Raw genomic sequence first — 23,884 nt, 5'->3', positions numbered from 1 at the left:
CTGAGCGGGCTCTAGCCTATGCCGATCCGCGATCCGTCTCCGACAGCCGGCGTCACTGCGCCTTGCTGTGCGAGAACAGCTTGAGCACCGGCACCCCCACCTTGTGCCGGGCGCGGGACGCCCAGTCGCGGTGGAAGAACTCCTCCACGTAGTGCGGGTCGGTGAGCACGATCACCTCGTCCGCGTTCACCTCGGCGACCAGGGACTTCAGCGCGTCCAGCGGGTGGTCCTCGATCAGCCTGCCCTCGGCGTCGTGCCCCGAGGCGTGCAGCGCCTGCACGGACACCTCCAGGGCCTGCTGTCCGACGCTCTTCGCCTCCTCGCCCTCGGGGGTCTCGTGTTCGCGGACCGCCTCGTCCAGTTCGCCGAGCGCGATGTCGTCGATGGCCCGCAGCAGGCGGTCGGCCTGGTCCCCGCGCGGCTGGAGGAGCACGTGGAAGGCGACCGGCTCGTCTCCGTGCAAGGTCGTGACGAACTCCACGTCGGCGGACGTCAAAGCCTTCTCGATCATCAGCACGCTTGTGAACACCAAACGCCTCTTCTTCTTCGTGGGCCCTAGGGAAAGGCCCCTGCGGAAACCATCCTGCCCCGTGACCGCACGGGTTGTGCCGGTACTCAGTCTGCCCTCCGGAAGCTAAACGGAACGGCAGATTCCGCTGAATTCAGGACCGCCGGTACCGGCCGAACAGAAATCCGGAGTCCTCCAGCAGCGACACGAGTTCGAACCGGTGCGGCACCGCGACCGCCGGTCCCCCGGCGATGCGCTGGGCGTCGCCCGCGGTGAGCATGGGCGACAGGGTCAGGCACAGCTCGTCCAGCACCTCGGCGGCGACCAGCTGGCCGAGCAGCCGCGGGCCGCCCTCGGTGAGCAGCCGGGTGTGGCCGAGTCCGGCCAGGGCGCGCACCGCCCGCACGGGATCGACGGCCAGGCCCTCGCCGGCGGTCACCACCGTGGCGCCGGCCTTCTCCGCGGCGGCGACGCGGGCCGGGGCGGCCCCGGCCCCGGTCAGGATCAGCGTGGGCACCAGGGGCGAGGTGAACAGGGGGAGGGAGAAGTCCAGGTCCAGGCTGGCGCTGACGACCGCGATCGCCGGCGCCGGGCCCTGTCCGGCGGCCTCGCGGGCCCCGGCGAACTCGGCACGCGCGCGTGCGGGGCGGTACCCCTCCTGCCGTACCGTCTCCGCACCGACCACGATGACGTCCGCGAGGGCCCGCAGCGTGCCGAAGATCCGCATGTCGGCGGCGCTGGAGATGGGCTGGGAGCGCCCGTCGTGCTGGGCGGCGCCGTCGAGCGTGGAGACCATGTTGGCGCGCAGCCAGGGCCGCGCGGGGCCCGGCGCCGGCTCCGGGTAGGCGTAGGCGTCGGCCAGTTCGGCGAGGCTCCACTCACGGTCGACGTGGGCGTCGTGCTCGGCGTGGCCGCCGGCGCCACCGGGCACATGGGCCACGGCGGTCACACCGACGCCCCTGGCCCCCTCCCTCTCGATGGCCCCGCCGGAGGCCTGGGCTGCTGTTTCGTCGGTCACAGGGAACAGGCGTCGCATGTCGTGCAGTGTGACACGGCGCTTAGCATGGATAACCGTGTCGTCCTCCACCACCGCCTCCGGTTCCAGCCCTCTGACCCACGCGGGCCCCCTGTCCCTGTGCGCCCGCGAGCCGCACGTGCCCGCGGACCGGCTGGTCGCCGAGATGGTGCCGCCGCCGCGCTTCGACTCGGTCCGCTTCTCGACGTACATACCGGACCCCGACCAGCCCAGCCAGCGGGAGGCCGTGCAAACCCTCGAGGGCTTCGCGGCCGGGCTCGGCGGGGCGCACGCCTCCGGCGCCGGCCGGCGCGGCTTCTTCGGATTCGGGCGGGCCAAGGCGCCCAAGGCCCCGGCCGGCCCGCGCGGCGTCTACCTGGACGGCGGCTACGGCGTCGGCAAGACCCATCTGCTCGCCTCCCTGTGGCACGCCACCCCGGCCGAGCCCGCGCTCAAGGCGTTCGGCACCTTCGTGGAGCTGACGAACCTGGTCGGCGCCCTCGGCTTCCAGCAGACCGTGCAGACCCTCTCCGGGCACCGCCTGCTGTGCATCGACGAGTTCGAGCTGGACGACCCGGGCGACACCGTGCTGGTGTCGACCCTGCTCGGCAAGCTGGTCGAGGCGGGCGTGGCGCTCGCCGCCACCTCCAACACGCTGCCCGGCAAGCTGGGCGAGGGCCGGTTCGCCGCCGCCGACTTCCTGCGCGAGATCCAGGGCCTCGCGGCCCGCTTCCGCACCCTGCGCATCGACGGCGAGGACTACCGCCACCGGGGCCTGCCCGAGGCGCCGAAGCCGTTCACCGACGAAGAGGTGACCAAGGCCGCGTACGCCACCGAGGGCGCCTCGCTCGACGACTTCCCGCAGCTGCTGGACCATCTGGCCAAGGTGCACCCGAGCCGGTACGGCGCGCTGACCGACGGGGTGAAGGCCGTCTGCCTCACCGGCGTGCGGCCGGTGCCGGACCAGTCGACGGCGCTGCGGCTCGTGGTGCTCGCGGACCGGCTGTACGACCGCGAGGTCCCGGTGCTGGCCTCGGGGATGCCGTTCGACCGGCTGTTCAGCGAGGAGATGCTGAACGGCGGCTACCGCAAGAAGTACTTCCGCGCGATCTCCCGGCTCACCGCGCTGGCCCGCGACGCGAAGGGCCTCGTCGGCTCCTAGCGGCGTCCCGACGCGCGGTCAAGGGCCGGATCACGCCACCGGACCAGCACTTTTCACGCTCTCTCGCGCACGTAACGCGCAGTTAACCCTGCACGGGACTTTGCAGGGTTAATGTGTTTCTTGACCATCCATTGACCAAGCCTTGGTCCGTGCAAGAAGCGTGCGGTGTGCGAAGGGGGGCGCATGTTCCGAGGTACGACGGCCCGTGCCCTGCTCGCCCTGACCGCCGCCCTGCTCGTGCTGCTGTGCTCCGCGCCCGCGGACACCTTCGCACCCGCGCACACGCCCGCTGAGGCGACGGCCGCGAGCGCCACCTCGTCCTGCGCGGAGCCGGAGCGCGAGGAGACGGAGGCGGTCCGCGGCCGCGGCTCCGCCTCGCGCCGCGCGGAGGAACACCCCCTCATAGCCGGCCGGGCCGCCGGTGCCGGAGCACCGAGCGCGCCCGGCGCCGCGGCGCACAGCGCCCCCAGATCCTCCAGAGCCCACGCCCCGGCAGCTCTCCGGGTCTTCCGCTGCTGACAGGTGGTCCGCTCACTCCCCCCACGACCGTGTTCGAGTCCGACGCGCCCGCGCAGGCGCGCCAGGAGGAACCCGACCATGCAGCCCCTCATCGACCACGCCCGCACCTTCGGACAGCGCCCTGAGGAGTTCGCCGGGCTCGCCGAAGGCCAGTCCCCGCAGGTGCTGTTCATCGCCTGCTCCGATTCCCGGGTCGTCCCGGCCCTGATCACGGGCGCCCGCCCCGGCGAGCTCTTCGAGCTGCGCACCGCGGGCAACATCGTCCCGCCCCACACCTCGCGGCACCCCACCAGCGAGGCCGCCACCATCGAGTACGCGGTGGAGGTGCTCGGGGTCGGCGACATCGTCGTCTGCGGTCACTCGCACTGCGGCGCCGTCGGCGCCCTGGTGCGCGGCGACGACCTGACCGCCGTACCCGCCGTGCGCGACTGGCTCGCGCACGCCACCCCGCGCCCGGCCGGCCGGGCCGAGGACCCCGAGGTCGCCGAGGGCGTGCAGGCGCACGTCCTGACCCAGCTCCTGCGGCTGCGCTCGTACCCCTGCGTCGAGCGCGCACTGACGGAGCGTCAACTGCGGCTGCACGCCTGGTACTACGAGGTGCACACCGGCGCCGTACGGGCGCACCGTCCGCAGACCGACACCTTCGAGTCCCTGTGAGCGCGCCGATGACCAGCAAGAAGCTCATAACTCGGTTCCCTCATCTGCGGCACGACTTCGCCGCCTCCCTCGTCGTCTTCCTGGTCGCGCTTCCGCTCTGCGTGGGCGTGGCCGTCGCCTCCGGGGTCCCGGCCGAACTCGGCCTGGTCACCGGCATCGTGGGCGGCATCGTCACCGGGCTGATGCGCGGCAGCAGTCTGCAGGTGTCGGGGCCCGCGGCCGGCCTGACCGTGCTCGTCTTCGAGGCGGTGAAGGAGTTCGGGCTGCCGGCGCTCGGAGTGATCGTGCTCGCCACCGGACTCCTCCAGGTGGGCATGGGCCTGCTCCGGCTGGGCCGGTACTTCCGCGCGATCTCGGTCTCCGTCGTCGAGGGCATGCTGGCCGGAATCGGGCTGGTGCTCATCGCCGGGCAGCTGTATCCGGCGCTGGCGGCCAAGGCGCCCGACTCCGGCCTGGCGAAGATCGCCGGGCTGCCCGGGGCGTTCCTGGACGCCCTCGGCGAGGGCACGGCCCTGGCCTCGCTCGCGGTGTGCGCGGGCACGGTCGCGGTGCTGGTGCTGTGGCGGCACGTCCCGGCGAAGGCGCGGGTGCTGCCCGGCCCGCTGGCCGCGGTCGGCCTCGCCACGGCGGCGGTGGCCGCGCTGGGCCTGCCGGTGGCCACGGTGGAGGTGCGGGGACTGCTGGGCTCGGTCCAGCCCCCGCCGCCGAGCGCGTTCGGGCAACTGGCGGACGCCGGGCTGCTCGGCACCGTCGTCGCCTTCACGCTGATCGCGTCCGCCGAGTCGCTGTTCAGCGCGGCGGCGGTGGACCGGCTGCACTCCGGGCCGCGTACCCGCTACGACCAGGAGCTGGTGGCCCAGGGCGCGGGCAACACGGTGTGCGGGCTGCTCGGCGCGCTGCCGATGACCGCCGTGATCGTGCGCAGCGCGGCCAACGTCCAGGCGGGCGCGCGTACGAAGGCCTCCCGGGTCCTGCACGGCGTGTGGCTGCTGCTGTTCGCCGCGCTGCTGCCGGGCGTACTCGCCTGGATCCCGGTCCCGGCCCTCGCGGGCGTCCTGATCCACGCGGGCGCCAAGCTGGTGCCGGTCCGGGCGCTGGCCGTGCTGTGGCGCGAGCACCGGGGCGAGGCGGTGGTCCTGACCGTGACGGCGGTGTCGATCGTGGCGGTCAGCATGTTCGAGGGCGTGCTGATCGGGCTGGCGCTGGCGGTGGTCAAGGCGGCCTGGCAGGCCTCGCACGTCAGGCTGGAGGTCGTCGACAAGGGGGCCGGGCCGGTCGACGCCTGTCTCTCGGGCAACGCGACGTTTCTGCGGCTGCCGATGATCCTGGACAGCCTGGAGGCGCTGCCCCAGGACCGTCCGGTCCGGCTCGACCTGTCCGGGCTGCACCATCTGGACCATGCCTGCCGGACGGCGCTGGAGAACTGGGCGGAGCGGCATGCGGCGGGGACGGAGCCGGCGGAGACGACGGCGCCGGTGGGGTGAGGCCGCCCAGGGCAGGCCGTAACCAGAGGTCGTACCAGGGGCCGTACCAGGGGCCGTGCCAGGGGGTTCCGTCCCCCCGGCACGGCCACCCGCCGACGGCATGGCCCCGTGGGGCGGCGGGGGCATATCGTTGCAGAGACAGACGCATCGGACCTCTGTGCGAGGAGGTCGTCATGGTCGAGGATCTGCTGGGTGCGATCATCGGGGCGGGCTGCGCCGGCCTGGTGTACCTGGCGATGGCGGCGCGCGTGGTCAAGCAGTACGAACGGGGCGTGCTGTTCCGGCTGGGACGCGTCGCGGGTGACGTACGACCGCCGGGCTTCAACCTGATCATCCCCTTCGTGGACCGGCTGCAGAAGGTCAACATGCAGATCGTGACCCTGCCGATCCCCGCCCAGGAGGGCATCACCCGCGACAACGTCACCGTCCGCGTGGACGCGGTCGTCTACTTCAGGGTGGTCGACGCGGTGAGCGCGCTGGTGAAGGTGGAGGACTACAAGTTCGCGGTGTCGCAGATGGCGCAGACGTCCCTCAGGTCGATCATCGGCAAGAGCGACCTGGACGATCTGCTCTCCAACCGGGAGAAGCTCAACCAGGGTCTGGAGCTGATGATCGACAGCCCGGCCGTCGGCTGGGGCGTCCAGGTCGACCGGGTCGAGATCAAGGACGTGTCCCTGCCCGACACGATGAAGCGGTCCATGGCCCGCCAGGCGGAGGCCGACCGGGAGCGCCGGGCCCGGATCATCAACGCGGACGCCGAGTACCAGGCCTCCAAGAAACTGGCCGAGGCCGCGCAGCAGATGGCCGACACGCCCGCCGCCCTCCAACTGCGGCTGCTGCAGACGGTGATGGCGGTGTCCGCCGAGAAGAACTCCACGCTGGTCCTGCCGATCCCGGTGGAGCTGCTGCACTTCCTGGAGCGGGGCAACCAGCCGGCCGCGCCGGGCGGCGACGGGGACGGGGAACGCCGGCTGGAGCGGGGCAGCGGGCAGGCCGCGGCGGGCGGCGCCGGCACCGAGCGCCTCCTGGACGCGGAGGCGCCGACCGCACCGGGCGACGACGCACCGCCCCGCGTGGACCCGGACGCCCCGCAGATCACGCCGGACAGCGGCACCGCGCCCGCCCCGGAGACGGACGACGCCCGGCCGGCCGCGCCGGTCGGTGACCGGGAGCTGCGCTCCGGTTAACGTTCCGGGCATGCGCAGGAACTGGGTGATCGCCGTGGCCGCGACGCTCCTCGCGGCGGGCTGCGGCGACGGCGCCGCACCGTCCGACGCGCCCTCCGCGGCGCCCTCCCCCGCCGCCCGGCTGACGGTGACGAGCACGGCGTACGCCGACGGCGCCAGCGTCCCGCGCCGGTACACCTGTGACGGCGCCGACGTCTCGCCTCCGCTCGCCGTCACCGGCGTCCCCGCGGGGACGGCCTCGCTGGCGCTGGTCCTGCGGGACGCCGACGCCGCGCACGGCACGTTCGCGCACTGGCTGGTCTGGAACATCGGCCCCCACACCACACGCCTGTCCGCCGGGGAGCGCCCGCAGGGGGCCGCCGAGGGACGCAACGGCTTCGGGAAGACCGGGTACGGCGGACCCTGCCCGCCGCGCGGCGACCGGCCGCACCGCTACGTCCTCACCGTGTACGCCGTCGACCGCCGGGTGCCGCTCGCCGCGGGCGCCTCGGGCGGCGAGCTGCTGCGGGCGCTTTCCGGGCACACGCTGGGCATGGGCGTTCTCACGGGCCGGTACGGCCGCGCATAGGGCCGCGAGGGCCCACCGGGCGTTCCGGCCTACACCGAGCGAGGGAAGGGGCGGCCATGGCGGAGAAGAGCAGGACGAAGAGCGGCAAGAAGAGCGGGAAGAAGATCGAGGCGAAGAGCGGGACTGAGAGCGGAGGGAAGAACGGGGGCGGCGGCGAGAGCGGCCGGGACCTTCGCCAGGTGCTGCGTCTTCCGCCCGGCGAGCCGGTCGACCTCGCCGCGTTCGACACCCGTGCCACGCCCGGCGCTCCCGGCGGCAAGCGGGCCGGCCGGGCCGACAGCGCGCGGATGGGCAAGCAGCTGGCCCGGTTGCAGGAGCGGTTGTGGGCGGCGGCCACGGCGGGCGACCGGCGGCGGGTGCTGCTGGTGCTGCAGGGCATGGACACCAGCGGCAAGGGCGGCACGGTCAAGCACGTCATCGGGCACCTCAACCCCTCCGGGTGCCGTATCCACGCGTTCAAGGCGCCCACCGAGGAGGAGCGGCGGCACGACTTCCTGTGGCGGGTGCGCCCGGCGCTGCCCCGGCCGGGCGAGATCGGGATCTTCGACCGCTCGTACTACGAGGACGTGCTCATCGCCCGCGTCCGGCACCTGGCCCGGCCCGCCGAGATCGGCAGCCGCTACGGCCTCGTCAACGACTTCGAGCGGTCCCTCGCCGAGGACGGCGTCACCCTGGTCAAGTGCTTTCTGCACCTGTCCTACGAGGAGCAGCGGCGCCGGCTGCTGCGCCGGCTGGACCGCCCGGACAAGCACTGGAAGTTCGACCCCGGCGACATCGACGAGCGCGCCCTGTGGCCCGCGTACCAGGAGGCGTACCAGCTCGCCCTGGAGCGCTGCGCGGCGCCGTACGCGCCCTGGTACGTGATCCCGGCGGACCGCAAGTGGTACCGGAACTGGGCGATCAGCCGCCTGCTGCTGGAGCACCTCCAGGACCTGGACCCGCAGTACCCGAAGGCGGACTTCGACGCGGCCGAGTGCCGGGAGCGGCTGCTGACGAGCCCGTGAGCCCGTGCCGTACCGGGGCGCGGCACCGCAGTGCGGCGCGAAAAGCGCGTGCCCGGCCACGGCCCGCGTTGCTAGCATCCCACGCATGATCACGCCTTCGCCTCAGCACCGGATGATGCCCCCTCCACGGGGCTGCTGAGCATGGACGCGTGACGCATCCGAGGCCCCGGGACGGGGCCTCGACGTGGTGTGCGCGGCGGCCCTCGTCTCCTGACACCGGAAGGTGTGCGATGACCGCATCCCGCCACTACATCACCACGACGATCCCGTACGTCAACGCCCGCCCGCACCTGGGCTTCGCGCTGGAGCTGGTCCAGGCGGACACGCTGGCCCGCCACCACCGGCAGCGCGGCGACCGGGTGCGGCTGCTCAGCGGCACCGACGACAACTCCCTGAAGAACGTGCTGGCCGCCGAGGCCGAGGGCGTCGACGTCCGCACCCTCGTCGACCGCAACGCCGAGGCGTTCGCCGCCCTGCGCGGGCCGCTGGCGCTGTCGCTGGACGACTTCATCCGCACCAGCCGCGACCCGCGCCACCGCATCGGCGTGGAGCGCCTGTGGCGCCGGTGCGCGGCCGCCGGCGACCTGTACCGCAAGCACTACGAGGGCCTGTACTGCGTCGGTTGCGAGCAGTTCTACACCGAGGCCGAACTGGTCGACGGGCGCTGTGCCGAGCACGGCACCGAGCCGCAGCGGGTGGCGGAGGAGAACTGGTTCTTCCGGCCGTCCCGGTACGCCGGCCGGCTGCACGAGCTGATCGCCGGCGGCGCCCTGCGCGTCGAGCCCGCCGCCCGCCGCAACGAGGTCCTCGCCCTGATCGCCGGGGGCCTGCACGACTTCTCCGTCTCACGCTCGCACACCCGCGCCCGCGGCTGGGGCATCCCGGTGCCCGGTGACCCCAGCCAGGTCGTCTACGTGTGGTGGGACGCGCTCGGCAACTACGTCACCAGCCTCGGCTACGGCACCGACGACCCCGCGTACCGGACGTGGTGGGCGGACGGCGAGCGCCGCACCCACCTGGTCGGCAAAGGAGTGGTGCGCTTCCACGCCGTGTACTGGCCGGCGATGCTGCTGTCGGCGGGGCTGCCGCTGCCCACCGACATCCTGGTCCACGACTACCTGACGGTCGGCGGGCGCAAGATCAGCAAGTCCGGTGGGACGACGGTCGATCCGGTGGAACTGGCCGAGGCGTACGGCACCGACGCGGTGCGCTGGTGGCTGCTGTGCGAGGTGCCCCGGGTCGGGGACGCCGACTTCACACCGGACCGGCTGGTCGCCCGTACCGACGCGGACTTCGCGGGCGGTCTCGGCAATCTGGTCCACCGCGTCGTGACGATGGTCCACCGCTACCGGGGCGGGACGGTACCCGCGCTCGGCGGGGACCGGTTCGCGGTGGCCGGACTGCTGGAGGTGTGCGAGCGGGTTCCGGCCCGCGTCGACGCGGCGCTGGCCGGCTTCGACTTCCGCCGCGCCACGGGCGCCGTCCGGGAGGTCGTGGAGGAGGCCAACCGCTGCGTCGACGCCACCCGGCCCTGGGAGCTGGCCCGCGCCGAGCGGCACGGCAACGCCGGGGCGGCCGAGCGCCTCGACGCGGTGCTCGCCGCCCTGGTCACGGCGTGCCGCGTCCTGGCCGAGGAGCTGCGGCCGTTCGTCCCGGACTCCGCGGCCCGGATCGCGGCGCAGGTGACCGCCGTGGACGGCGTCCTGCCACCGGCGGCGCCGCTGTTCCGCCGCCTCCGGGAGCCTGACCGGGACGCCTGACCGGGAACGTCGCCGGCGGGATGCCGGAAGAGCGTGCTGAACGGCCCGCGGTCGGGGTACCCGGCGGTCATGCACACGCAGCGGAACGTCACCGGCTCCTACTGGCTCCGCACCGCGCCGGGGCCCGACCGGCCCGCGCTGAGCGAGGACATCGACGTCGACGTGGCCGTCGTCGGCGCGGGCATCGCCGGGCTCAGCACCGCCTACGAACTGGCCCGGGCAGGGCTGGGGGTGGCGGTGCTGGAGGCCGGGCGGGTGGCGGCCGGGGTCACCGGATACACCACGGCCAAGCTGACCGCCCAGCACACGCTCGTGTACGACAGGCTGCGGCGCACCCGCGGTCCCGAGGGCGCGCGGCTGTACGCCCGCTCGCAGTCGGAGGCGATCGAGCACGCGGCGGCGCTGGTCGACGAGCTGGGCATCGACTGCGAGTGGGAGACCCGGGACGCGTACACCTACGTGCGGGGCCGGGCACGCGTCGACGAGCTGCGGGCGGAGGCGGAGGCGGCCCGGAACGCGGGGCTGCCGGCCTCGTTCACGACGGAGACCGGGCTGCCGTTCCCGGTGGCGGGCGCGGTGCGGGTCACCGGGCAGGCGCAGTTCCACCCGGTCAAGTACCTGCGGGCGATCACCGACGACCTCGTCGCGCGGGGCGGCCAGGTGTACGAGGGGACACGGGTCGTCGGGCTGCAGGAGGGCGGGGAGCCGTGCCGGCTCACGACCGAGTCGGGGCACACGGTCACCGCGCGGGACATCGTGATCGCCACCCACTACCCGGTGTTCGACCGGGCGCTGCTGTTCGCCCGGCTCTCCCCGCGCCGTGAACTGGTCGTCGCGGGCCCGCTGAACGACGGCCCGGACCCGGAGGGCATGTACATCACACCCGAGGAGAACACCCGCTCGGTGCGCACGGCGCCGTACGGTGCGGACGGGCAGCGGTTGCTCGTCGTCACCGGCGAGCACTTCACGCCCGGCACCGGCGACGTGGGGGCCGGCCTGGACACCCTCGCGCGCTGGGCCGAGGAGCACTTCCCGGGGACGGCCCCGGAGCAGGCCTGGGCCACCCAGGACAACGACGCCACCGACACCGTGCCGTTGGTCGGCCCCTTCCACCCTGCGGCCAGGCACACCTATGTCGCCACCGGTTTCGGCGGCTGGGGGCTGAGCGGCGGGATCATGGCCGGGCTGCTGCTGACCGCGCTGATCACCGGACGGGACTGCCCCTGGCGCGAGCTGTACGACCCGCGGCGGCTGAAGTCGGTGGTGCGCGAGGCGCCGTCGCTGCTGAAGACCCAGGCGGAGGTGGCCCGGCACCTGGTCGGCGACCGGCTCAAACCGCCGGGTTCGGTGGACGATCTGGCGCCCGGCGACGGGGCGGTGGTCCGGGTGGACGGCAAGCGGCTCGCGGTGCACCGGGACGAGGAGGGCGCCCTGCACGCGGTGTCGGCCCGCTGCACGCACCTCGGCTGCCTGGTCTCCTTCAACCGGGCCGAACGCGCCTGGGAATGTCCCTGCCACGGCTCCCGCTTCGCCGTCGACGGCACGGTCCTGCAGGGCCCGGCGGTGCGGCCGCTGGAGCAGCGGGAGCTGTGAGGCTCCTACGCTGGAGACATGAGCGACGAGGACTACTGCACGGTGGTGCGGGCGGCGAAACCACCGAAGGCCCACGGGCCGCCGTATGCGTAGTACCCGGAGTCGTACAAGGGCATCACGCTGTGCCCCCGCTGTGAACGGCAGGAGGCGCAGCGCACGGCCTGCTCAGGGTGACCGGCGGTCCCCTTAAGGTTGACTGCTGTGAGCCAGGTTTCAGCGTCCCCCGGAGACAGTCCCGTCAGTCCCGTCCAGGCCGGGCGCAGCCCGCGCGACGAGGCGCCCCAGTTCGTGCTGCCCCTCGTCGTGCGGATCGAGCGCGCCGCGCCGCCCGCGCGCACGGACGCGCTGGAGACGGCCGCACGGGCGGTGCTCGTGCTGCTCGGGGACGAGCGGGCGCACGGGGACGGCGAGTGGGCCGAGGCGGTGCGCGACTGGCAGGACGCGCGGATCCGCAAGGTGGTCCGGCGGGCGCGCGGCGCCGAGTGGCGGCGGGCCGAGGCGCTGCCCGGGATCACGGTGACCGGCAAGTCCGCGCAGGTACGGGTGTTTCCGCCGATCCCGCTCGACGGCTGGCCCAAGGACCTGGCGAAGCTCCAGGTCTCCGGCACCGAGCTGGACGACCCCGAGCCGCCCGTCGCCGCCGACCCGGCGCAGCCCGTGCTGTGGCTGAACCCCGAGCTGGAGATGTCCGCCGGAAAGGCGATGGCGCAGGCCGGGCACGGCGCCCAGCTGGCCTGGTGGGCGCTGTCCGACGCGGAACGCGCCGCCTGGCGGGACGCCGGCTACGCACTGACCGTCCGCACGGCCGCCCCCACCGACTGGCCCCGCCTGACGGACGGCCGCCTCCCGGTCGTCCGCGACGCGGGCTTCACAGAGATCGCCCCGGGCAGCTGCACGGTAGCCGCCGACCACCCCGCGTTGCGCTAAGCCACCGGCCAGCTGCGGGGCGCCGGGCGACGACCGCTGGGGGGTGTCCGCCGAGGATCACTGCGGGACGTCCGCCCGGGCGGCACCGCGTGCCCCGGGCCGCATCCCCGGGCGGTGGCCGGTGTGGGATCGGGGCGGGGGAAGCTCAAATGTTGCTCTGAAGACGGCCTGGGCGTGGTTCGTGGTCGGTCGCGTGGGCCATACCCCCGTCATTCGGCGGACGGATCCGCGAAGGAGGGGTGGGAGCATGCGGCGACTGGGTACGGGGATCGGCTGGCGGCCGGAGATCGCGGGCGCCGTGGAGCGGCTGCCGGGCATCGACTGGGTGGAGGTGGTGGCCGAGAACGTCTGCCCCGGGCACCTGCCGGAGTCGCTGCTGCGGCTGCGCGACCGCGGGGTGACCGTGGTCCCGCACGGCGTCTCCCTGGGCCTGGGCGGCGCCGACCGGCCCGAAGAGGCCCGGCTGACGGCGCTGGCGGAGCGGGCCGAGGCGCTCGGCTCACCCCTGGTCACCGAGCACATCGCGTTCGTCCGCGCCGGCGGCCCGCTGACCGCCTCCCCGCGTCTGGAGGCCGGGCATCTGCTGCCGGTGCCGCGCACGCGGGACGCCCTGGACGTGCTCTGCGAGAACGTGCGCATAGCCCAGGACGCGCTGCCCGTGCCGCTGGCCGTGGAGAACATCGCCGCGCTGTTCTCCTGGCCGGGCGAGGAGCTGACCGAGGGGCAGTTCCTGTCCGAACTGGTCGAGCGGACCGGCGTACGCCTGCTGATCGACGTGGCCAACCTGCACACCAACCACGTCAACCGCGGCGAGGACCCGGCCGAGGCGCTGGCCGCGCTGCCCGTGGAGGCGATCGCCTACGTCCATGTCGCGGGCGGCTTCGAACGCGACGGCGTCTGGCACGACAGCCACGCCCACCCCGTGCCGCGCCCGGTCTACGACATCCTGACCGACCTCGCCGCCCGCACCGCTCCGCCCGGAGTCCTCCTGGAAAGGGACGAGAACTTCCCCGAACCGGCCGAACTGGCGCGGGAGTTGGCGTCGATCCAGGGCGCGGTCCGGGCAGGGCGCGAGCGGGCCGGCGCGGACCCGGCGCCGTCTGCCGGGCACGGCACGGCGGACGGCCGGGACACCCCCGTCGTACCCCCTGCGCAGGCCGGCGCCCGGGAGCGGCTCGCCGTGTCCCAGGCCGCCGTGCTGTCCGCACTGGTCGCCGGGACGCCGGTGCCCGAGGGCTTCGACCGGGTGCGGATGGGGGTGCAGGCACGGGCCCTGGCCGCCAAGCGGGCCGACGTGGTGGCGAAGGTGGCCCCCGAACTGCCGGTCATCCTCGGCGAGGGGTACCGGGCGGCTTTCCTGCACTACGCCCGGTCGCGCCCGATGCCCGGGGGATACCGCCGCGACGCCCTGGACTTCGCCGCCCACCTGCTCGGCTCCGGCCGCCCGGACGACACCGCCTCCCGCCGCCGGCTTCGCGAATGGTGGCTGGACCGCTCGGGTCCGGCTCCGCGCCCCGGCGGGCGGATGACCCGGGCGGCACGGAAGGTACTGCTGCGGGCGGTGTGAGCCGGCTGCCCGCAGGCTGCGACGGCGACGCGCCCCCCGAGGGCGCGGGGAACCGCGCGACCGGCCACGACGCATCAGCACCCGCCGGCGCCCGGTCGGCCTCCGGTGCCACGCGCATGCCGTCCCCTGCCCCACCCCGCGGCAGCGAACCGCGGCACCGGCCCGCGCCCGAGTAATATGCCGCCCGCACCCACCCCCCATGCACATCCGCGTGCGGTGCGCTGACAGGAGGCGTCATGCGACCCCGGCCCCCGATCAAGGGCAGAGGCATATTCAGCGGCACAGGCCTCGTCATCGCCGCCCTCGCGGCGACCGCGACGGCGCTGCTGTACCCGCTGTGGTCGTACGCCGACCGCCCGAGCCCCGCGGCCGGCGCCACCGTGCTGAGCACGCAGACCGTCACCACCCCCTACGGCCCCCTGTCGGCGCAGGACCGGGATCTCATCACCGGGGTCCGGCTGGCGGGCCTGTGGGAGCTGACCGCCGGCGAGCTCGCGGAGCGCAAGGGCACCACGGCGGCCGTCCGCACGGCGGGCCGGCACCTGGTCGACGGGCAGACCTCGCTGGACGGCCATCTCCGCACCGTCGCCGGCCAGCTCGGCGTGCCGCTGCCCAACGAGCCGAACGCCCAGCAGAAGCAGTGGCTGGACACGCTGCGCTCCGCGCAGGGCCAGGACTTCGACCGCCGGTTCGCCGGAATCGTCCGGCTCGCCCAGGGCCGGATGTACACGCAGGTCGCCCAGGTCCGGGCCGGAACCCAGAACTCCCTGGTCCGCGATCTCGCCGACGACGCGAACGCGACCACCCTGGATCACATCAAGGTGCTGGAGGCGACGGGATACGTCGACTTCGCCGCGCTGGCCCAGGAGCTGGCGGCGTCCCCCAGCCCCGTGCCGACCCCGCCGGCCGTGGACCCCTCCGCCGCGGTGCCGGTCGCCCCGTCGCCGGACGAGTCGTACTCCATGCCGCCCGCCACCACCAGCCCGCCGCCGGGGACCAGCGGCTCCTGACGGCCCGGATCAGGGCGGCGAACGCAACGTCACGAACCTGTGACACTGTGTCCGGATGATGAACAAGGCATGGCGCTCCCCCGGGCTCCTGGCATAGAAACGCGTCATGTTCTGGGTCCTTCTCCTGTTTCTGGCCTGGGCTTTCGCCGGTACGGCGTGCACCAGGCTGTGTCTGGCGGCCGTCCGCGCCGCAGCCCTGGACGCGGATGCCGCGACGGTGGACTCCGAGCGCGAACTGACGCTGTACGAAGCGGCCTTCCTCTCCGGCGGCCCGGTCCGGGTCGCCGATGTGACGATGGTCTCCATGGCCCGCCAGCGCCGCCTGCTGCTCGCGCACACCGGCTGGGCCACGGTCGTGGATCCGCTGGGGCGTGACGAGATCGAGCAGTCGGTCATAGGGGCCATCGGCCCGGAGGGGCAGTCGCGCATCGCGCCCGCGCGGTCCCGGGCGGCCGGCGCCGAGGCCGTACGGCGGCTCGCCGACCGGCTGGTGCGGGCCGGGCTCGCCGTACCCGAGGACGCCGGGACGACCGTGGGCGCCGCGGTGCGCCAGGTGCGCGCCGCCGCGCTCGCCGTGGCCGTCCTGGGGGCGACCGCGCTGCTGCTGCCGATCGGGACCGGGACGCCGCGGCTGCTGGTCGGCCTGTGGTTCGCCCTGCCCCTCGCGCTGTCCCTGAGCTGCCTGGCCATCGCCCGCTTCGAGGTGCACCCGTACACCCGCTGGGCCTCCCCCGCCGGGCAGCGGCTGCTGGGCGCGCTGGTGCGCCGGCCGGCCGGTGACGAGCGGTCGTTCCTCACCTCGGTCGCCGTGCGCGGGATCCGGGCGATCGGTGAGCCGCGGCTGCGCGCCGCCTTCACCCATCGCGACCAGCCCTGGCGGGAGTGAGGGCGTCCGGGGGCCGCCCAGGGGGCGCATAGGGGGCATTGCGGCCGACACCGGCCGGATGGTGCTTGCCTTCTCCGGGGGGCGAACGAAACATCCCTTCTGTTGAGGCCGGGGCGTGGCAGCCGTGCCATCGCCGTCGCCGTACCGAAGGGAAACGCGATGAGAGCTGCCGCCCTGTACTCGGCCGCCGGGTCCTTGCTGCTGACCGCGCTGGCCGCCGCCCCGGCGGACGGCGCGGGCGGCGCGTCCGCCGCCCCCGGCGCGGCCGAGCTGCGCGGCACCGAGGTGGCCGCGGCCCGCGCCCGGACGGCCGGCATCGACTTCGGCCCGTGCTCCCCCGCCGACGCGCCCGAGGCGCCGAAGGGGCTGCGCTGCGGCACGGTGACCGTCCCGCTCGACTACGCCCACCCGGACGGCAGGCAGATCAGGCTGACGGTCAGCCGGATGCCGGCGACGCAGAAGGACCCGCGCAACAGCAAGCGGAAGGTCCCCCGGCAGGGCGCCCTCGTCTACAACCCGGGCGGCCCCGGCGCGTCCGGCATGTACTTCCCGCTGGTCGGCACGGTCCCCCAGTGGCAGCGGATCGCGGCCGCCTACGACCTGGTCGGCTACGCCCCGCGCGGCGTGGGCCGTTCGGCGCCGCTGTCCTGCGAGGACCCGAAGCGCTTCCTCAAGGCGCCCACCGCGGCGCCGGCGCACCCCTCCGAGGCGTACAAGCGGCAGCGCGTCGCGCAGGCCAAAGCGTACGCGCGGGGCTGCGCGAAGCGCTCCGGGAGCAGGCTGCGCTTCTACACCTCGCTGAACAACGCCCGGGACCTGGACGTGCTGCGGGCCGCGCTGGGCGAGGACCGGCTCACCTTCGTGGGGGCGTCGTACGGCACCTACTTCGGCTCGCTGTACGCGGCGATGTTCCCCACGCACGTGCGGCGCATGGTGCTGGACTCGGCGGTCGACCCGGATCCGGCGAAGATCTGGTACCAGGACAACCTCGACCAGTCGGCCGCGTTCGAGGAGCGCTGGGCGGACTTCCGGGACTGGATCGCCCGCCACGACGACGTGTACAAGCTGGGGAACACCGCCGCGAAGGTGCAGCGCAGCTATGACACCGCCGCCGGCCGGCTGGCCCGGAAGGCGGCCGGCGGGAAGGTCGGTCCCGGCCAGCTGCAGAACGCGTTCCTGACGGCCGGGTACTACGACGACTTCTGGCCGAGCCGGGCCGCGGCCCTGTCGGCCTATCTGCACGGCGATCCCGGGCCACTGGTCCGGCTGGCCGCGCCGGACGCCGGGACGGCCGCGGAGGCGGAGAACGAGAACGCCGTCTACACGGCGGTGGAGTGCAACGACGCGCCGTGGCCGACGGACTGGAAGGTGTGGGACCGGGACAACACCCGGCTCGCCCGGGTGGCGCCGTTCGAGACCTGGGACAACGCGTGGATGAACCTGCCGTGCGCCTACTGGCCGGAGCCCCGGCAGCAGCCGCTCGACGTGCGCACCGGGCCGGGCGAGCTGCCGCCGGTGCTGATCCTGGCGGCCGAGCGGGACGCGGCCGCGCCGTACCCGGGCGCGCTGGAGATGAACCGGCGGCTGGGCGGTTCGGTGCTGGTGACGGAGCGGGACGCGGGCACGCACGGCATCGCGGGCGGCCCGAACCGCTGCGTCAACGGCCACTTCGAGGCATACCTGCTCGAGGGGCGGATCCCGGGACGGCACGCGGCCTGCGCGCCGCACCGGCTGCCGCCGGCGGCCGGGCCGAAGAAGGGTCCCCGGCGGGGGCTGCCCGCGGCCGGGCGGCGCTAGGGCTCGCCCGGCCCCTGTCGCGGCGCCGCCCCGGGCGGACCGTCAGGCCAGTCCGGCCACCAGGTCCCCGATGTCCTTGCGGCGGCCCGTGAAGAACGGGATCTCCTCGCGGACGTGCATCCGGGCCTCGGAGCCGCGCAGGTGGCGCATGAGGTCGACGATGCGGTACAGCTCGTCGGCCTCGAACGCCAGGATCCACTCGTAGTCGCCGAGGGAGAAGGACGCGACCGTGTTGGCGCGCACGTCCGGGTAGCCGCGGGCCATCTTGCCGTGGTCGGCGAGCATGCGGCGGCGGTCCTCGTCGGGCAGCAGGTACCAGTCGTAGGAGCGCACGAACGGGTAGACGCTGACGTAGTTGCGGGGCGTCTCGTCGGCGAGGAACGCCGGGATGTGCGCGCGGTTGAACTCGGCCGGGCGGTGCAGCGCCATGTTGGACCACACCGGGGTGAGCGCGCGGCCCAGCTTCGTGCGGCGGAAGAGGTTGTACGCCTCCTGGAGCTGGTCGCTGGTCTCGGCGTGCCACCAGATCATCAGGTCGGCGTCGGCGCGCAGGCCCGAGACGTCGTAGGTGCCGCGGATGGTCACGTCCTTGGCGGCCAGCTGGTCGAAGAGCTGCTGGACCTCGTCGGCGTAACCCGCGCGGTCCTCCGGCAGCACGTCCTTCAGCTTGAAGACCGACCACAGGGTGTAGCGGATGACCTCGTTGAGGTCCTTGGCCAGCTTGCCCTTGTTCGGAATCCTGCCGGTCTCGATGATGGGGGCGTCGTCACTCATGGTCCCTATTCTCCCGCTCCGCCGTGAAGGCTCTGCACCGGGTGGGCGGTCAGTTCCCGGACGCCGGCCGGGTCGCCGCCCAGCTGGTCCACCGCCGCGTACGCGCTCGCGATGCACGCCGGGACGCCGACGCCGTCGTACTGCGCGCCGCACACCGCGAGGCCGGGCAGCTTGGCGAGGTGCTCGCGGATGCGGGCCACGCGCGCGTGGTGGCCCACCGGGTACTGCGGCAGGCCGTCGGTCCAGCGGGTGACCCGGGTCTCCAGGGGGGCGGCGTCGAGGCCGGTGGCCTCGCGCAGGTCGTGCCGGGAGACGTCCACCAGGCCGGCGTCGTCCCGCTGGAGGATCTCCGTCTCGCCGTGCCGGCCCACCGAGGTGCGCAGCACGACGACGTCCGGGTCCTGCTCGGCGATCCAGGCCCACTTCTGCGAGGCGAACGTGGACGCCTTGATGGTGCGGCCGTCGACGGGGGGCACGAGGAAGCCGCTGCCCTCCGGCAGGCGCAGGTCCGCGCGCCGGTAGGCGAGGGTGACCAGGGCCATGGAGGCGTACTCGATCGCGGCCAGCTCGGCGGCGGCCTCCGGGGACTCCGGCCGCAGCAGGGCGGCGGCGGCCGGGGCCGGTACGGCGAGGACCACCGCGTCGGCGTGCAGCGGGCGCTCGCCCGCGGTGATCCGCCAGCCGCCGGACGCCTCCCGGCGCAGCCCGGTGACCGGCGTCCCGGTCAGGATCTCTCCGCCCCGCGCGCGCACCGAGTCCGCGACCGCGAGCGGCAGGGTGCCGACGCCGCCCTCGATGCCCATGAACACCGGCCCGGTCTGCGGGTTCGCCGCCGCCCCGGCCTGGATCGCGCGGACCGCCTCGGTGAGGGAGGCGTGGGTGCGGGCGGCCTGGAAGAGCTGGGGGACGGCCGAGCGCATCGAGATGCGGTACGCGTCGCCCGCGTAGACCCCGCCGAGCAGGGGCTCGACCAGGCGGTCGACCACCTCGCGGCCGAGCCGCGCCGCGACGTACTCCCCCACGGCCACGTCGTCGCCGACCTCGGTGGGCGGCAGGTCGGCGTCCCGCTCGATGCGGGCGAGCCCCTCGTCGGACAGGACTCCGGCCAGGGCCTCGGCGGTGCCGGGGACGCCCATCACATGGCCCTTGGGCATGGGGCGCAGGGCGCCACGGGTCCAGATCGAGGCGGTGGCGGTGGCCGGCGGCCGGAGCCGTGCGTCGAGCCCGGTCTCACGCGCGAGGGTCACCGCCTCGGGGCGGCGGGCGAGCAGCGACTCGGCTCCCAGGTCGACGCGCACGCCCGCGACCTCCCCGGGCAGCAGCTTGCCGCCGACCCGGTCCGACGCCTCCAGCACGGTCACGCGCGTGCCGCGTCCCAGCAGCCGGTGGGCGGCGGCCAGCCCGGCGATCCCGGCTCCGATGACGACGACATGCCCCGTACGCGTACCCGTTGTGCTCATGCCCCCACTCTCTCAGACCCCGCCGACACTCCCGCCGGGACCGGAGGTCCTCCGCACCGGGGACCGTCGGCACGGGGCTGTCGGCACAGGTGCTGTCGGCACGGGGGCCGCCGGCCGAACGTTCCGGCGCGGCCGGCCGTCGGAGGAACGTCACAGGACGCAGAGCCCCCGGGGGTACCGCCCATGCGCACGCCACATTCCGCACGGCCCGCACGCCCCACGCGGGCCCTGGCGGCGATCCTGGTCGCCGCCTGCCTCGCCCTCGCCGGATGCGGCGGAGCCGCCGACTCGGGTGGTGCCGCCCCGGCGAAGGCCGCCGCCGGATCCGCGGCGGACGGCGCCGACACGGCCGCCGGAAAGGGCTCGGCCCGCGGCGCCGGACCTGCGGCCACCGGGACACCCCGGCTGCCGCAGAGCGCGATCGTCCGGACCGCCTCCCTCACCCTCCAGGTCGAGGACGTCGCCAAGGCCCTGGACCGGGCGCGCAAGGCCGCCGAGGAGGCGGGCGGCTACCCCGGCGAGGAGAGCACGAGCCGGGATGGCGCCGGGCACGAGCGAAGCCGGGTCGTGCTGCGGGTGCCCGCCGCCGCGTACGACACGGTCCTCGCCGAACTCCAGGGCGAGGGCAGGCTGGTCAGCGGCACGGAGAGGGCCGTCGACGTCACCGACCAGGTCGTGGACGTGGACAGCCGCGTGAAGTCGCAGCGGGCCAGCGTGGACCGGATCCGGGCACTGATGGCCCGTGCGGACAAGCTGAGCGATGTCGTCGCGCTGGAGGGCGAGCTGAGCAGCCGTCAGGCCGACCTGGAGGCGCTGCTGGCCCGGCAGGCGTCCCTGAAGGACCGCACGAGCCTCGCCACCATCACGCTGTCGCTGTCCGGGGCACCGGTGCACACGGCGGCCGGTGACGGCTCCCCCGGCATCGCGGACGCCCTGGCGGGCGGCTGGCACGTGTTCGTCACCCTGCTGCGCTGGATGCTGCTCGCGCTGGGCGCCGTCCTGCCGTTCGCGGCGTTCGCGGCCCTGCTGAGCCTGCTGTGGCTCCGGGCCGTACGGCCCCGGCTGCCGCGCCGATCGGAGCCCGCGCCCGCGATGACGGCGCTGGGGCCGCTGCCGTCGGCCCGTCCGGCGCCGGAGTCCACCGGGGAGCGGGCGGAGCGCAAGTGACATGGCCGCTGCCCGTAGCGTGTCCCCATGAGCATGGACGACGGGCGGGGCGGGACGGAACGGCTGGTCGTGATCGGCGGCGACGCGGCGGGCATGTCCGCGGCGTCGCAGGCGCGCCGGCTGAAGGGGCCGCAGGAGCTGGAGATCGTGGCCTTCGAACGCGGCTTTTTCACTTCCTACTCGGCATGCGGCATCCCCTACTGGGTGGGCGGCGACGTCCCCGAACGGGACGACCTGGTCGCCCGCACGCCCGCGGAGCACCGTGCGCGGGCGATCCAGGTGCGGCTGCGCACCGAGGTCACGGAGATCGACGTGGCCGGACAGCGGGTACGCGCGCGTGACGTCGATTCCGGCGCCGAGTCCTGGACGTCGTACGACAAGCTCGTCATCGCGACCGGCGCGCGCCCGGTCCGCCCCGACCTGCCCGGTGTGGACGCCCCCGGGGTGCACGGCGTGCAGACCCTGGACGACGGCCGGGCCCTGCTCCGGACGCTGGCACGCACGCGTGGCCGCAGGGCGGTGGTCGTGGGCGCCGGTTACATCGGCGTGGAGATGGCGGAGGCGCTCATCAAGCGCGGTTTCGAGGTGACGGTCGTCAACCGCGGCGAGGAGCCCATGTCGACGCTGGACGCGGACATGGGCCGGCTGGTGCACCGGGCCATGGAGGGCCTCGGCATCGCCATGGTGAACGACGCTGAGGTCACCGGGATTCTCACCGGCCCGGACGGCCGGGTCCGCGCGGTGGCCACGCGGGACGCCGAGTTCCCGGCGGACGTGGTGGTCCTCGGCATCGGCGTCCGCCCGCAGACCGCGCTCGCGAAGGCCGCGGGGCTTCCCCTCGGCGCGCACGGCGGGCTGCTCACCGACCTGGCGATGCGGGTGCGCGGACACGAGGACATCTGGGCGGGCGGGGACTGCGTGGAGGTGCTGAACCTGGTCTCCGGCCAGGACCAGTACGTCCCGCTCGGCACCCACGCCAACAAGCACGGCCAGGTCGTCGGCACCAACGCCGGCGGCGGTTACGCCACGTTCCCCGGGGTGGTCGGCACGGCCGTCAGCAAGGTCTGCGACCTGGAGATCGCCCGCACCGGCCTGCGCGAGAAGGACGCCGACCGGGTGGGCCTGCGGTACGAGACGGTCACCATCGAGTCCACCAGCCGCGCCGGCTACTACCCCGGCGCCTCCCCGATGACCGTCAAGATGCTCGCCGAACGCCGCACCGGCCGGCTGCTCGGCGTCCAGATCGTCGGCCGGGAGGGCGCGGCGAAACGCGTCGACATCGCCGCGGTGGCGCTGACCGCGCGGATGACGGTCGAGCAGATGACGGCCCTGGACCTCGGCTACGCCCCGCCCTTCTCACCGGTGTGGGACCCCGTGCTGGTGGCGGCGAGAAAGGCCGCGGCGAAGGTCCGCGAGGGCGCCTCGTGACCAGGGGGACGGCGCGACCGGCCACACAGGCGCCCGCACCCGCGCCTAGGTCCTGTCGTCAAATTCCCGTCGTCCGCCCGGAGGGCGGGCCTCGCGGCGTCAGGTGCGTGCTCTCGGCGTGCCGGGTCCTGGCCCTCGTACTGGACGTACTTGGGCCCGGGCCCGGTGCGGCGAGAGTGCGTGCACGGCGTCGCGAGGCAGGCGGGAATTTGACGACAGGGCCTAGGCCGTCCCGCTGATCCTCGGCAGAGCCGAGACCGCGGCCTGCGGCTGCTCGCCCGCCGGCTTGGCGTGCGTGGCCGTGGGCCGGGTGGACCGCAGCCGGTAGCCGACGGCCTCGTCCAGCGTGACCGGCCGCCCCATCTGCGAGGCGAGCCGCCCCGCTTCCTGGCCGAGCCGTGCGACGTCCTCCCACGGGATCCGTACCACCAAAGACAGCTCGGCCTCGCCGTCGGGCAGTGCCTGCATCTGCTGAACCTGCGGAGCGTTCGTCATCGCCTGTCCTCACGTCGGTTGAGGACGGATACGCACGGCCGCCCGGCGCCGTTCACCGATTCGCCCGCCGCATCCCGGGCACTACTTCTGTGTGGTCATCCCCGTTCACGACGTCAATCCGGTGCGCCGCACCCCCTGGGTGACGTACGCGCTGATCGCCGCCAACGTGCTGGTGTTCCTCAGCACGCCCGGCATAGCCGGTTCCGTGGCCGGCGGCAGCAGCCTGGCCGACCTGTGCCATCTGCAGGCCTTCACGGACCACTACGCGGCGGTGCCGCGGGAGCTGATCCACCATCAGATGCCGCGGCTGGTGCCGACGGGACAGACCGGCGTCGGCCCGCACGGCCCGGGCTGCGTGGTCGCCCCGCCCTCCTACGACAAGTCGCCGGCGCTGTCGGTGTTCACGGCGATGTTCCTGCACGGCAGTTGGCTGCACCTGCTCGGGAACATGCTCTTCCTGCTGATCTTCGGCAACAACGTCGAGGACCGGATGGGCCACATCCGCTTCTTCCTCTTCTACGTCGTCTGCGGTTACGCGGCCGGATACGGCTTCGCGCTGCTCAACGCCGCCTCGGGCGACCCGCTGATCGGCGCGTCCGGCGCGATCGCGGGGGTGCTCGGCGCCTACATCGTGCTGTGGCCGAGGGCGCGGGTGTGGGTCCTCGTGCCGTTCCTGATCTTCCTGCCGCTCAGGCTGCCCGCCTGGCTGGTGCTGGGCTTCTGGTTCGCGCTGCAGGCGGTGTACTCGGCCGGCGAGGGCGTCTCCAGCGCCGGCACCGTGGCGTACGCCGCGCACGTGGTCGGCTTCGTCGCGGGCATGCTGCTGGCCTGGCCGCTCAAGCCGGGCACGCCGCCCCCGCCGGAGCCGCGCGGCCTGCTGTTCGGCAGGCGGGCGCGGCCCCGCTACACGTGGTGA

Annotated in this window: 22 protein-coding genes; 17 read left to right on the top strand and 5 right to left on the bottom strand. The window is 74.3% G+C overall.

Annotated features, from left to right (window positions below):
- Positions 1 to 52: 52 nt before the first annotated feature.
- Both ACGFZN_RS19660 and ACGFZN_RS19655 read right to left on the bottom strand, forming a co-directional pair.
- On the bottom strand, positions 53 to 529 hold the full coding sequence (locus tag ACGFZN_RS19660) for an indole-3-glycerol phosphate synthase (protein WP_393859815.1): 477 nt from the start codon (positions 527 to 529) through the stop codon (positions 53 to 55).
- 133 nt (positions 530 to 662) lie between these two features.
- The gene (locus ACGFZN_RS19655) at positions 663 to 1,544 is read right to left on the bottom strand and encodes a pyrimidine reductase family protein (RefSeq protein ID WP_393859730.1); all 882 of its coding nucleotides are present in this window, start codon (positions 1,542 to 1,544) and stop codon (positions 663 to 665) included.
- A gap of 37 nt (positions 1,545 to 1,581) precedes the next feature.
- Here ACGFZN_RS19655 and zapE point away from each other — a divergent pair, with 37 nt between their 5' ends.
- The 14 genes from zapE to ACGFZN_RS19585 all read left to right on the top strand — a co-directional run bounded on the left by zapE (position 1,582) and on the right by ACGFZN_RS19585 (position 17,644).
- Positions 1,582 to 2,685 (top strand): cell division protein ZapE, encoded by a 1,104-nt coding sequence (zapE, locus tag ACGFZN_RS19650; protein WP_393859729.1) that lies wholly within the window; start codon positions 1,582 to 1,584, stop codon positions 2,683 to 2,685.
- 183 nt (positions 2,686 to 2,868) lie between these two features.
- Positions 2,869 to 3,204: a hypothetical protein gene (locus ACGFZN_RS19645; protein WP_393859728.1), complete on the top strand. Its 336-nt coding sequence runs from the start codon at positions 2,869 to 2,871 to the stop codon at positions 3,202 to 3,204.
- 78 nt (positions 3,205 to 3,282) lie between these two features.
- Positions 3,283 to 3,861 carry a carbonic anhydrase gene (locus ACGFZN_RS19640; protein ID WP_393859727.1) on the top strand — a complete coding sequence of 193 codons (579 nt, stop codon included), beginning with the start codon at positions 3,283 to 3,285 and terminating at the stop codon, positions 3,859 to 3,861.
- 8 nt (positions 3,862 to 3,869) lie between these two features.
- A complete protein-coding gene (locus tag ACGFZN_RS19635) occupies positions 3,870 to 5,345 on the top strand; it encodes a SulP family inorganic anion transporter (protein WP_393859726.1) in 1,476 nt (491 codons plus the stop codon).
- A 173-nt stretch (positions 5,346 to 5,518) separates the two neighbouring features.
- Positions 5,519 to 6,532 carry a slipin family protein gene (locus ACGFZN_RS19630; protein WP_393859725.1) on the top strand — a complete coding sequence of 338 codons (1,014 nt, stop codon included), beginning with the start codon at positions 5,519 to 5,521 and terminating at the stop codon, positions 6,530 to 6,532.
- Positions 6,533 to 6,542: 10 nt separating this feature from the next.
- Positions 6,543 to 7,100, top strand: coding sequence for a YbhB/YbcL family Raf kinase inhibitor-like protein (locus ACGFZN_RS19625; RefSeq protein ID WP_393859724.1), 558 nt, complete (start codon positions 6,543 to 6,545; stop codon positions 7,098 to 7,100).
- A gap of 56 nt (positions 7,101 to 7,156) precedes the next feature.
- On the top strand, positions 7,157 to 8,104 hold the full coding sequence (locus tag ACGFZN_RS19620) for a PPK2 family polyphosphate kinase (RefSeq protein ID WP_393859723.1): 948 nt from the start codon (positions 7,157 to 7,159) through the stop codon (positions 8,102 to 8,104).
- Positions 8,105 to 8,334: 230 nt separating this feature from the next.
- Positions 8,335 to 9,864, top strand: coding sequence for a methionine--tRNA ligase (locus ACGFZN_RS19615; RefSeq protein WP_393859722.1), 1,530 nt, complete (start codon positions 8,335 to 8,337; stop codon positions 9,862 to 9,864).
- A 69-nt stretch (positions 9,865 to 9,933) separates the two neighbouring features.
- Positions 9,934 to 11,457, top strand: coding sequence for an FAD-dependent oxidoreductase (locus ACGFZN_RS19610; protein WP_393859721.1), 1,524 nt, complete (start codon positions 9,934 to 9,936; stop codon positions 11,455 to 11,457).
- Between the two features lie 201 nt (positions 11,458 to 11,658).
- Positions 11,659 to 12,384, top strand: coding sequence for a peptidyl-tRNA hydrolase (locus ACGFZN_RS19605; protein WP_393859720.1), 726 nt, complete (start codon positions 11,659 to 11,661; stop codon positions 12,382 to 12,384).
- Positions 12,385 to 12,631: 247 nt separating this feature from the next.
- Entirely contained in the window at positions 12,632 to 13,951 is a 1,320-nt protein-coding gene (locus tag ACGFZN_RS19600) for a DUF692 domain-containing protein (RefSeq protein WP_393859719.1), read from the top strand.
- Positions 13,952 to 14,187: 236 nt separating this feature from the next.
- Positions 14,188 to 14,961, top strand: a complete 774-nt coding sequence (locus ACGFZN_RS19595) for a DUF4142 domain-containing protein (protein WP_393859718.1) — start codon at positions 14,188 to 14,190, stop codon at positions 14,959 to 14,961.
- Positions 14,962 to 15,067: 106 nt separating this feature from the next.
- A complete protein-coding gene (locus ACGFZN_RS19590) occupies positions 15,068 to 15,847 on the top strand; it encodes a TIGR04222 domain-containing membrane protein (RefSeq protein ID WP_393859717.1) in 780 nt (259 codons plus the stop codon).
- A 159-nt stretch (positions 15,848 to 16,006) separates the two neighbouring features.
- Positions 16,007 to 17,644 (top strand): alpha/beta hydrolase, encoded by a 1,638-nt coding sequence (locus tag ACGFZN_RS19585; RefSeq protein ID WP_393859716.1) that lies wholly within the window; start codon positions 16,007 to 16,009, stop codon positions 17,642 to 17,644.
- A 42-nt stretch (positions 17,645 to 17,686) separates the two neighbouring features.
- Here ACGFZN_RS19585 and hemQ read toward each other — a convergent pair whose 3' ends face one another.
- Entirely contained in the window at positions 17,687 to 18,418 is a 732-nt protein-coding gene (gene hemQ, locus ACGFZN_RS19580) for a hydrogen peroxide-dependent heme synthase (protein WP_393859715.1), read from the bottom strand.
- A gap of 5 nt (positions 18,419 to 18,423) precedes the next feature.
- On the bottom strand, positions 18,424 to 19,878 hold the full coding sequence (hemG, locus tag ACGFZN_RS19575) for a protoporphyrinogen oxidase (RefSeq protein ID WP_393859714.1): 1,455 nt from the start codon (positions 19,876 to 19,878) through the stop codon (positions 18,424 to 18,426).
- A 183-nt stretch (positions 19,879 to 20,061) separates the two neighbouring features.
- Between hemG and ACGFZN_RS19570 the strand changes: the two genes are divergently transcribed.
- Positions 20,062 to 21,045: a DUF4349 domain-containing protein gene (locus tag ACGFZN_RS19570; RefSeq protein ID WP_393859713.1), complete on the top strand. Its 984-nt coding sequence runs from the start codon at positions 20,062 to 20,064 to the stop codon at positions 21,043 to 21,045.
- 27 nt (positions 21,046 to 21,072) lie between these two features.
- Positions 21,073 to 22,473 (top strand): FAD-dependent oxidoreductase, encoded by a 1,401-nt coding sequence (locus ACGFZN_RS19565; protein ID WP_393859712.1) that lies wholly within the window; start codon positions 21,073 to 21,075, stop codon positions 22,471 to 22,473.
- 222 nt (positions 22,474 to 22,695) lie between these two features.
- On the opposite strand, the gene ACGFZN_RS19560 is transcribed toward ACGFZN_RS19565, so the two are convergent.
- Positions 22,696 to 22,941, bottom strand: coding sequence for a hypothetical protein (locus ACGFZN_RS19560; protein WP_393859814.1), 246 nt, complete (start codon positions 22,939 to 22,941; stop codon positions 22,696 to 22,698).
- Positions 22,942 to 23,059: 118 nt separating this feature from the next.
- On the opposite strand from ACGFZN_RS19560, the gene ACGFZN_RS19555 reads away from it, so the two are divergent.
- Entirely contained in the window at positions 23,060 to 23,884 is an 825-nt protein-coding gene (locus ACGFZN_RS19555; RefSeq protein ID WP_393859711.1) for a rhomboid family intramembrane serine protease, read from the top strand.

Source organism: Streptomyces sp. NPDC048192, from assembly GCF_043202415.1.
Taxonomy (GTDB): Bacteria; Actinomycetota; Actinomycetes; order Streptomycetales; family Streptomycetaceae; genus Streptomyces.
This window is presented reverse-complemented; position numbering and strand designations above follow the sequence as displayed.

Bases quoted from the DNA above. Each gene is read 5' to 3' on its own strand.
- ACGFZN_RS19655 (WP_393859730.1), bottom strand. From the start codon at position 1,544: ATGCGACGCCTGTTCCCTGTGACCGACGAAACAGCAGCCCAGGCCTCC.
- ACGFZN_RS19645 (WP_393859728.1), top strand. From the start codon at position 2,869: ATGTTCCGAGGTACGACGGCCCGTGCCCTGCTCGCCCTGACCGCCGCC.
- ACGFZN_RS19640 (WP_393859727.1), top strand. From the start codon at position 3,283: ATGCAGCCCCTCATCGACCACGCCCGCACCTTCGGACAGCGCCCTGAG.
- ACGFZN_RS19635 (WP_393859726.1), top strand. From the start codon at position 3,870: ATGACCAGCAAGAAGCTCATAACTCGGTTCCCTCATCTGCGGCACGAC.
- ACGFZN_RS19630 (WP_393859725.1), top strand. From the start codon at position 5,519: ATGGTCGAGGATCTGCTGGGTGCGATCATCGGGGCGGGCTGCGCCGGC.
- ACGFZN_RS19625 (WP_393859724.1), top strand. From the start codon at position 6,543: ATGCGCAGGAACTGGGTGATCGCCGTGGCCGCGACGCTCCTCGCGGCG.
- ACGFZN_RS19620 (WP_393859723.1), top strand. From the start codon at position 7,157: ATGGCGGAGAAGAGCAGGACGAAGAGCGGCAAGAAGAGCGGGAAGAAG.
- ACGFZN_RS19615 (WP_393859722.1), top strand. From the start codon at position 8,335: ATGACCGCATCCCGCCACTACATCACCACGACGATCCCGTACGTCAAC.
- ACGFZN_RS19610 (WP_393859721.1), top strand. From the start codon at position 9,934: ATGCACACGCAGCGGAACGTCACCGGCTCCTACTGGCTCCGCACCGCG.
- ACGFZN_RS19600 (WP_393859719.1), top strand. From the start codon at position 12,632: ATGCGGCGACTGGGTACGGGGATCGGCTGGCGGCCGGAGATCGCGGGC.
- ACGFZN_RS19595 (WP_393859718.1), top strand. From the start codon at position 14,188: ATGCGACCCCGGCCCCCGATCAAGGGCAGAGGCATATTCAGCGGCACA.
- ACGFZN_RS19590 (WP_393859717.1), top strand. From the start codon at position 15,068: ATGTTCTGGGTCCTTCTCCTGTTTCTGGCCTGGGCTTTCGCCGGTACG.
- ACGFZN_RS19585 (WP_393859716.1), top strand. From the start codon at position 16,007: ATGAGAGCTGCCGCCCTGTACTCGGCCGCCGGGTCCTTGCTGCTGACC.
- hemQ (WP_393859715.1), bottom strand. From the start codon at position 18,418: ATGAGTGACGACGCCCCCATCATCGAGACCGGCAGGATTCCGAACAAG.
- hemG (WP_393859714.1), bottom strand. From the start codon at position 19,878: ATGAGCACAACGGGTACGCGTACGGGGCATGTCGTCGTCATCGGAGCC.
- ACGFZN_RS19570 (WP_393859713.1), top strand. From the start codon at position 20,062: ATGCGCACGCCACATTCCGCACGGCCCGCACGCCCCACGCGGGCCCTG.
- ACGFZN_RS19565 (WP_393859712.1), top strand. From the start codon at position 21,073: ATGAGCATGGACGACGGGCGGGGCGGGACGGAACGGCTGGTCGTGATC.
- ACGFZN_RS19560 (WP_393859814.1), bottom strand. From the start codon at position 22,941: ATGCAGGCACTGCCCGACGGCGAGGCCGAGCTGTCTTTGGTGGTACGG.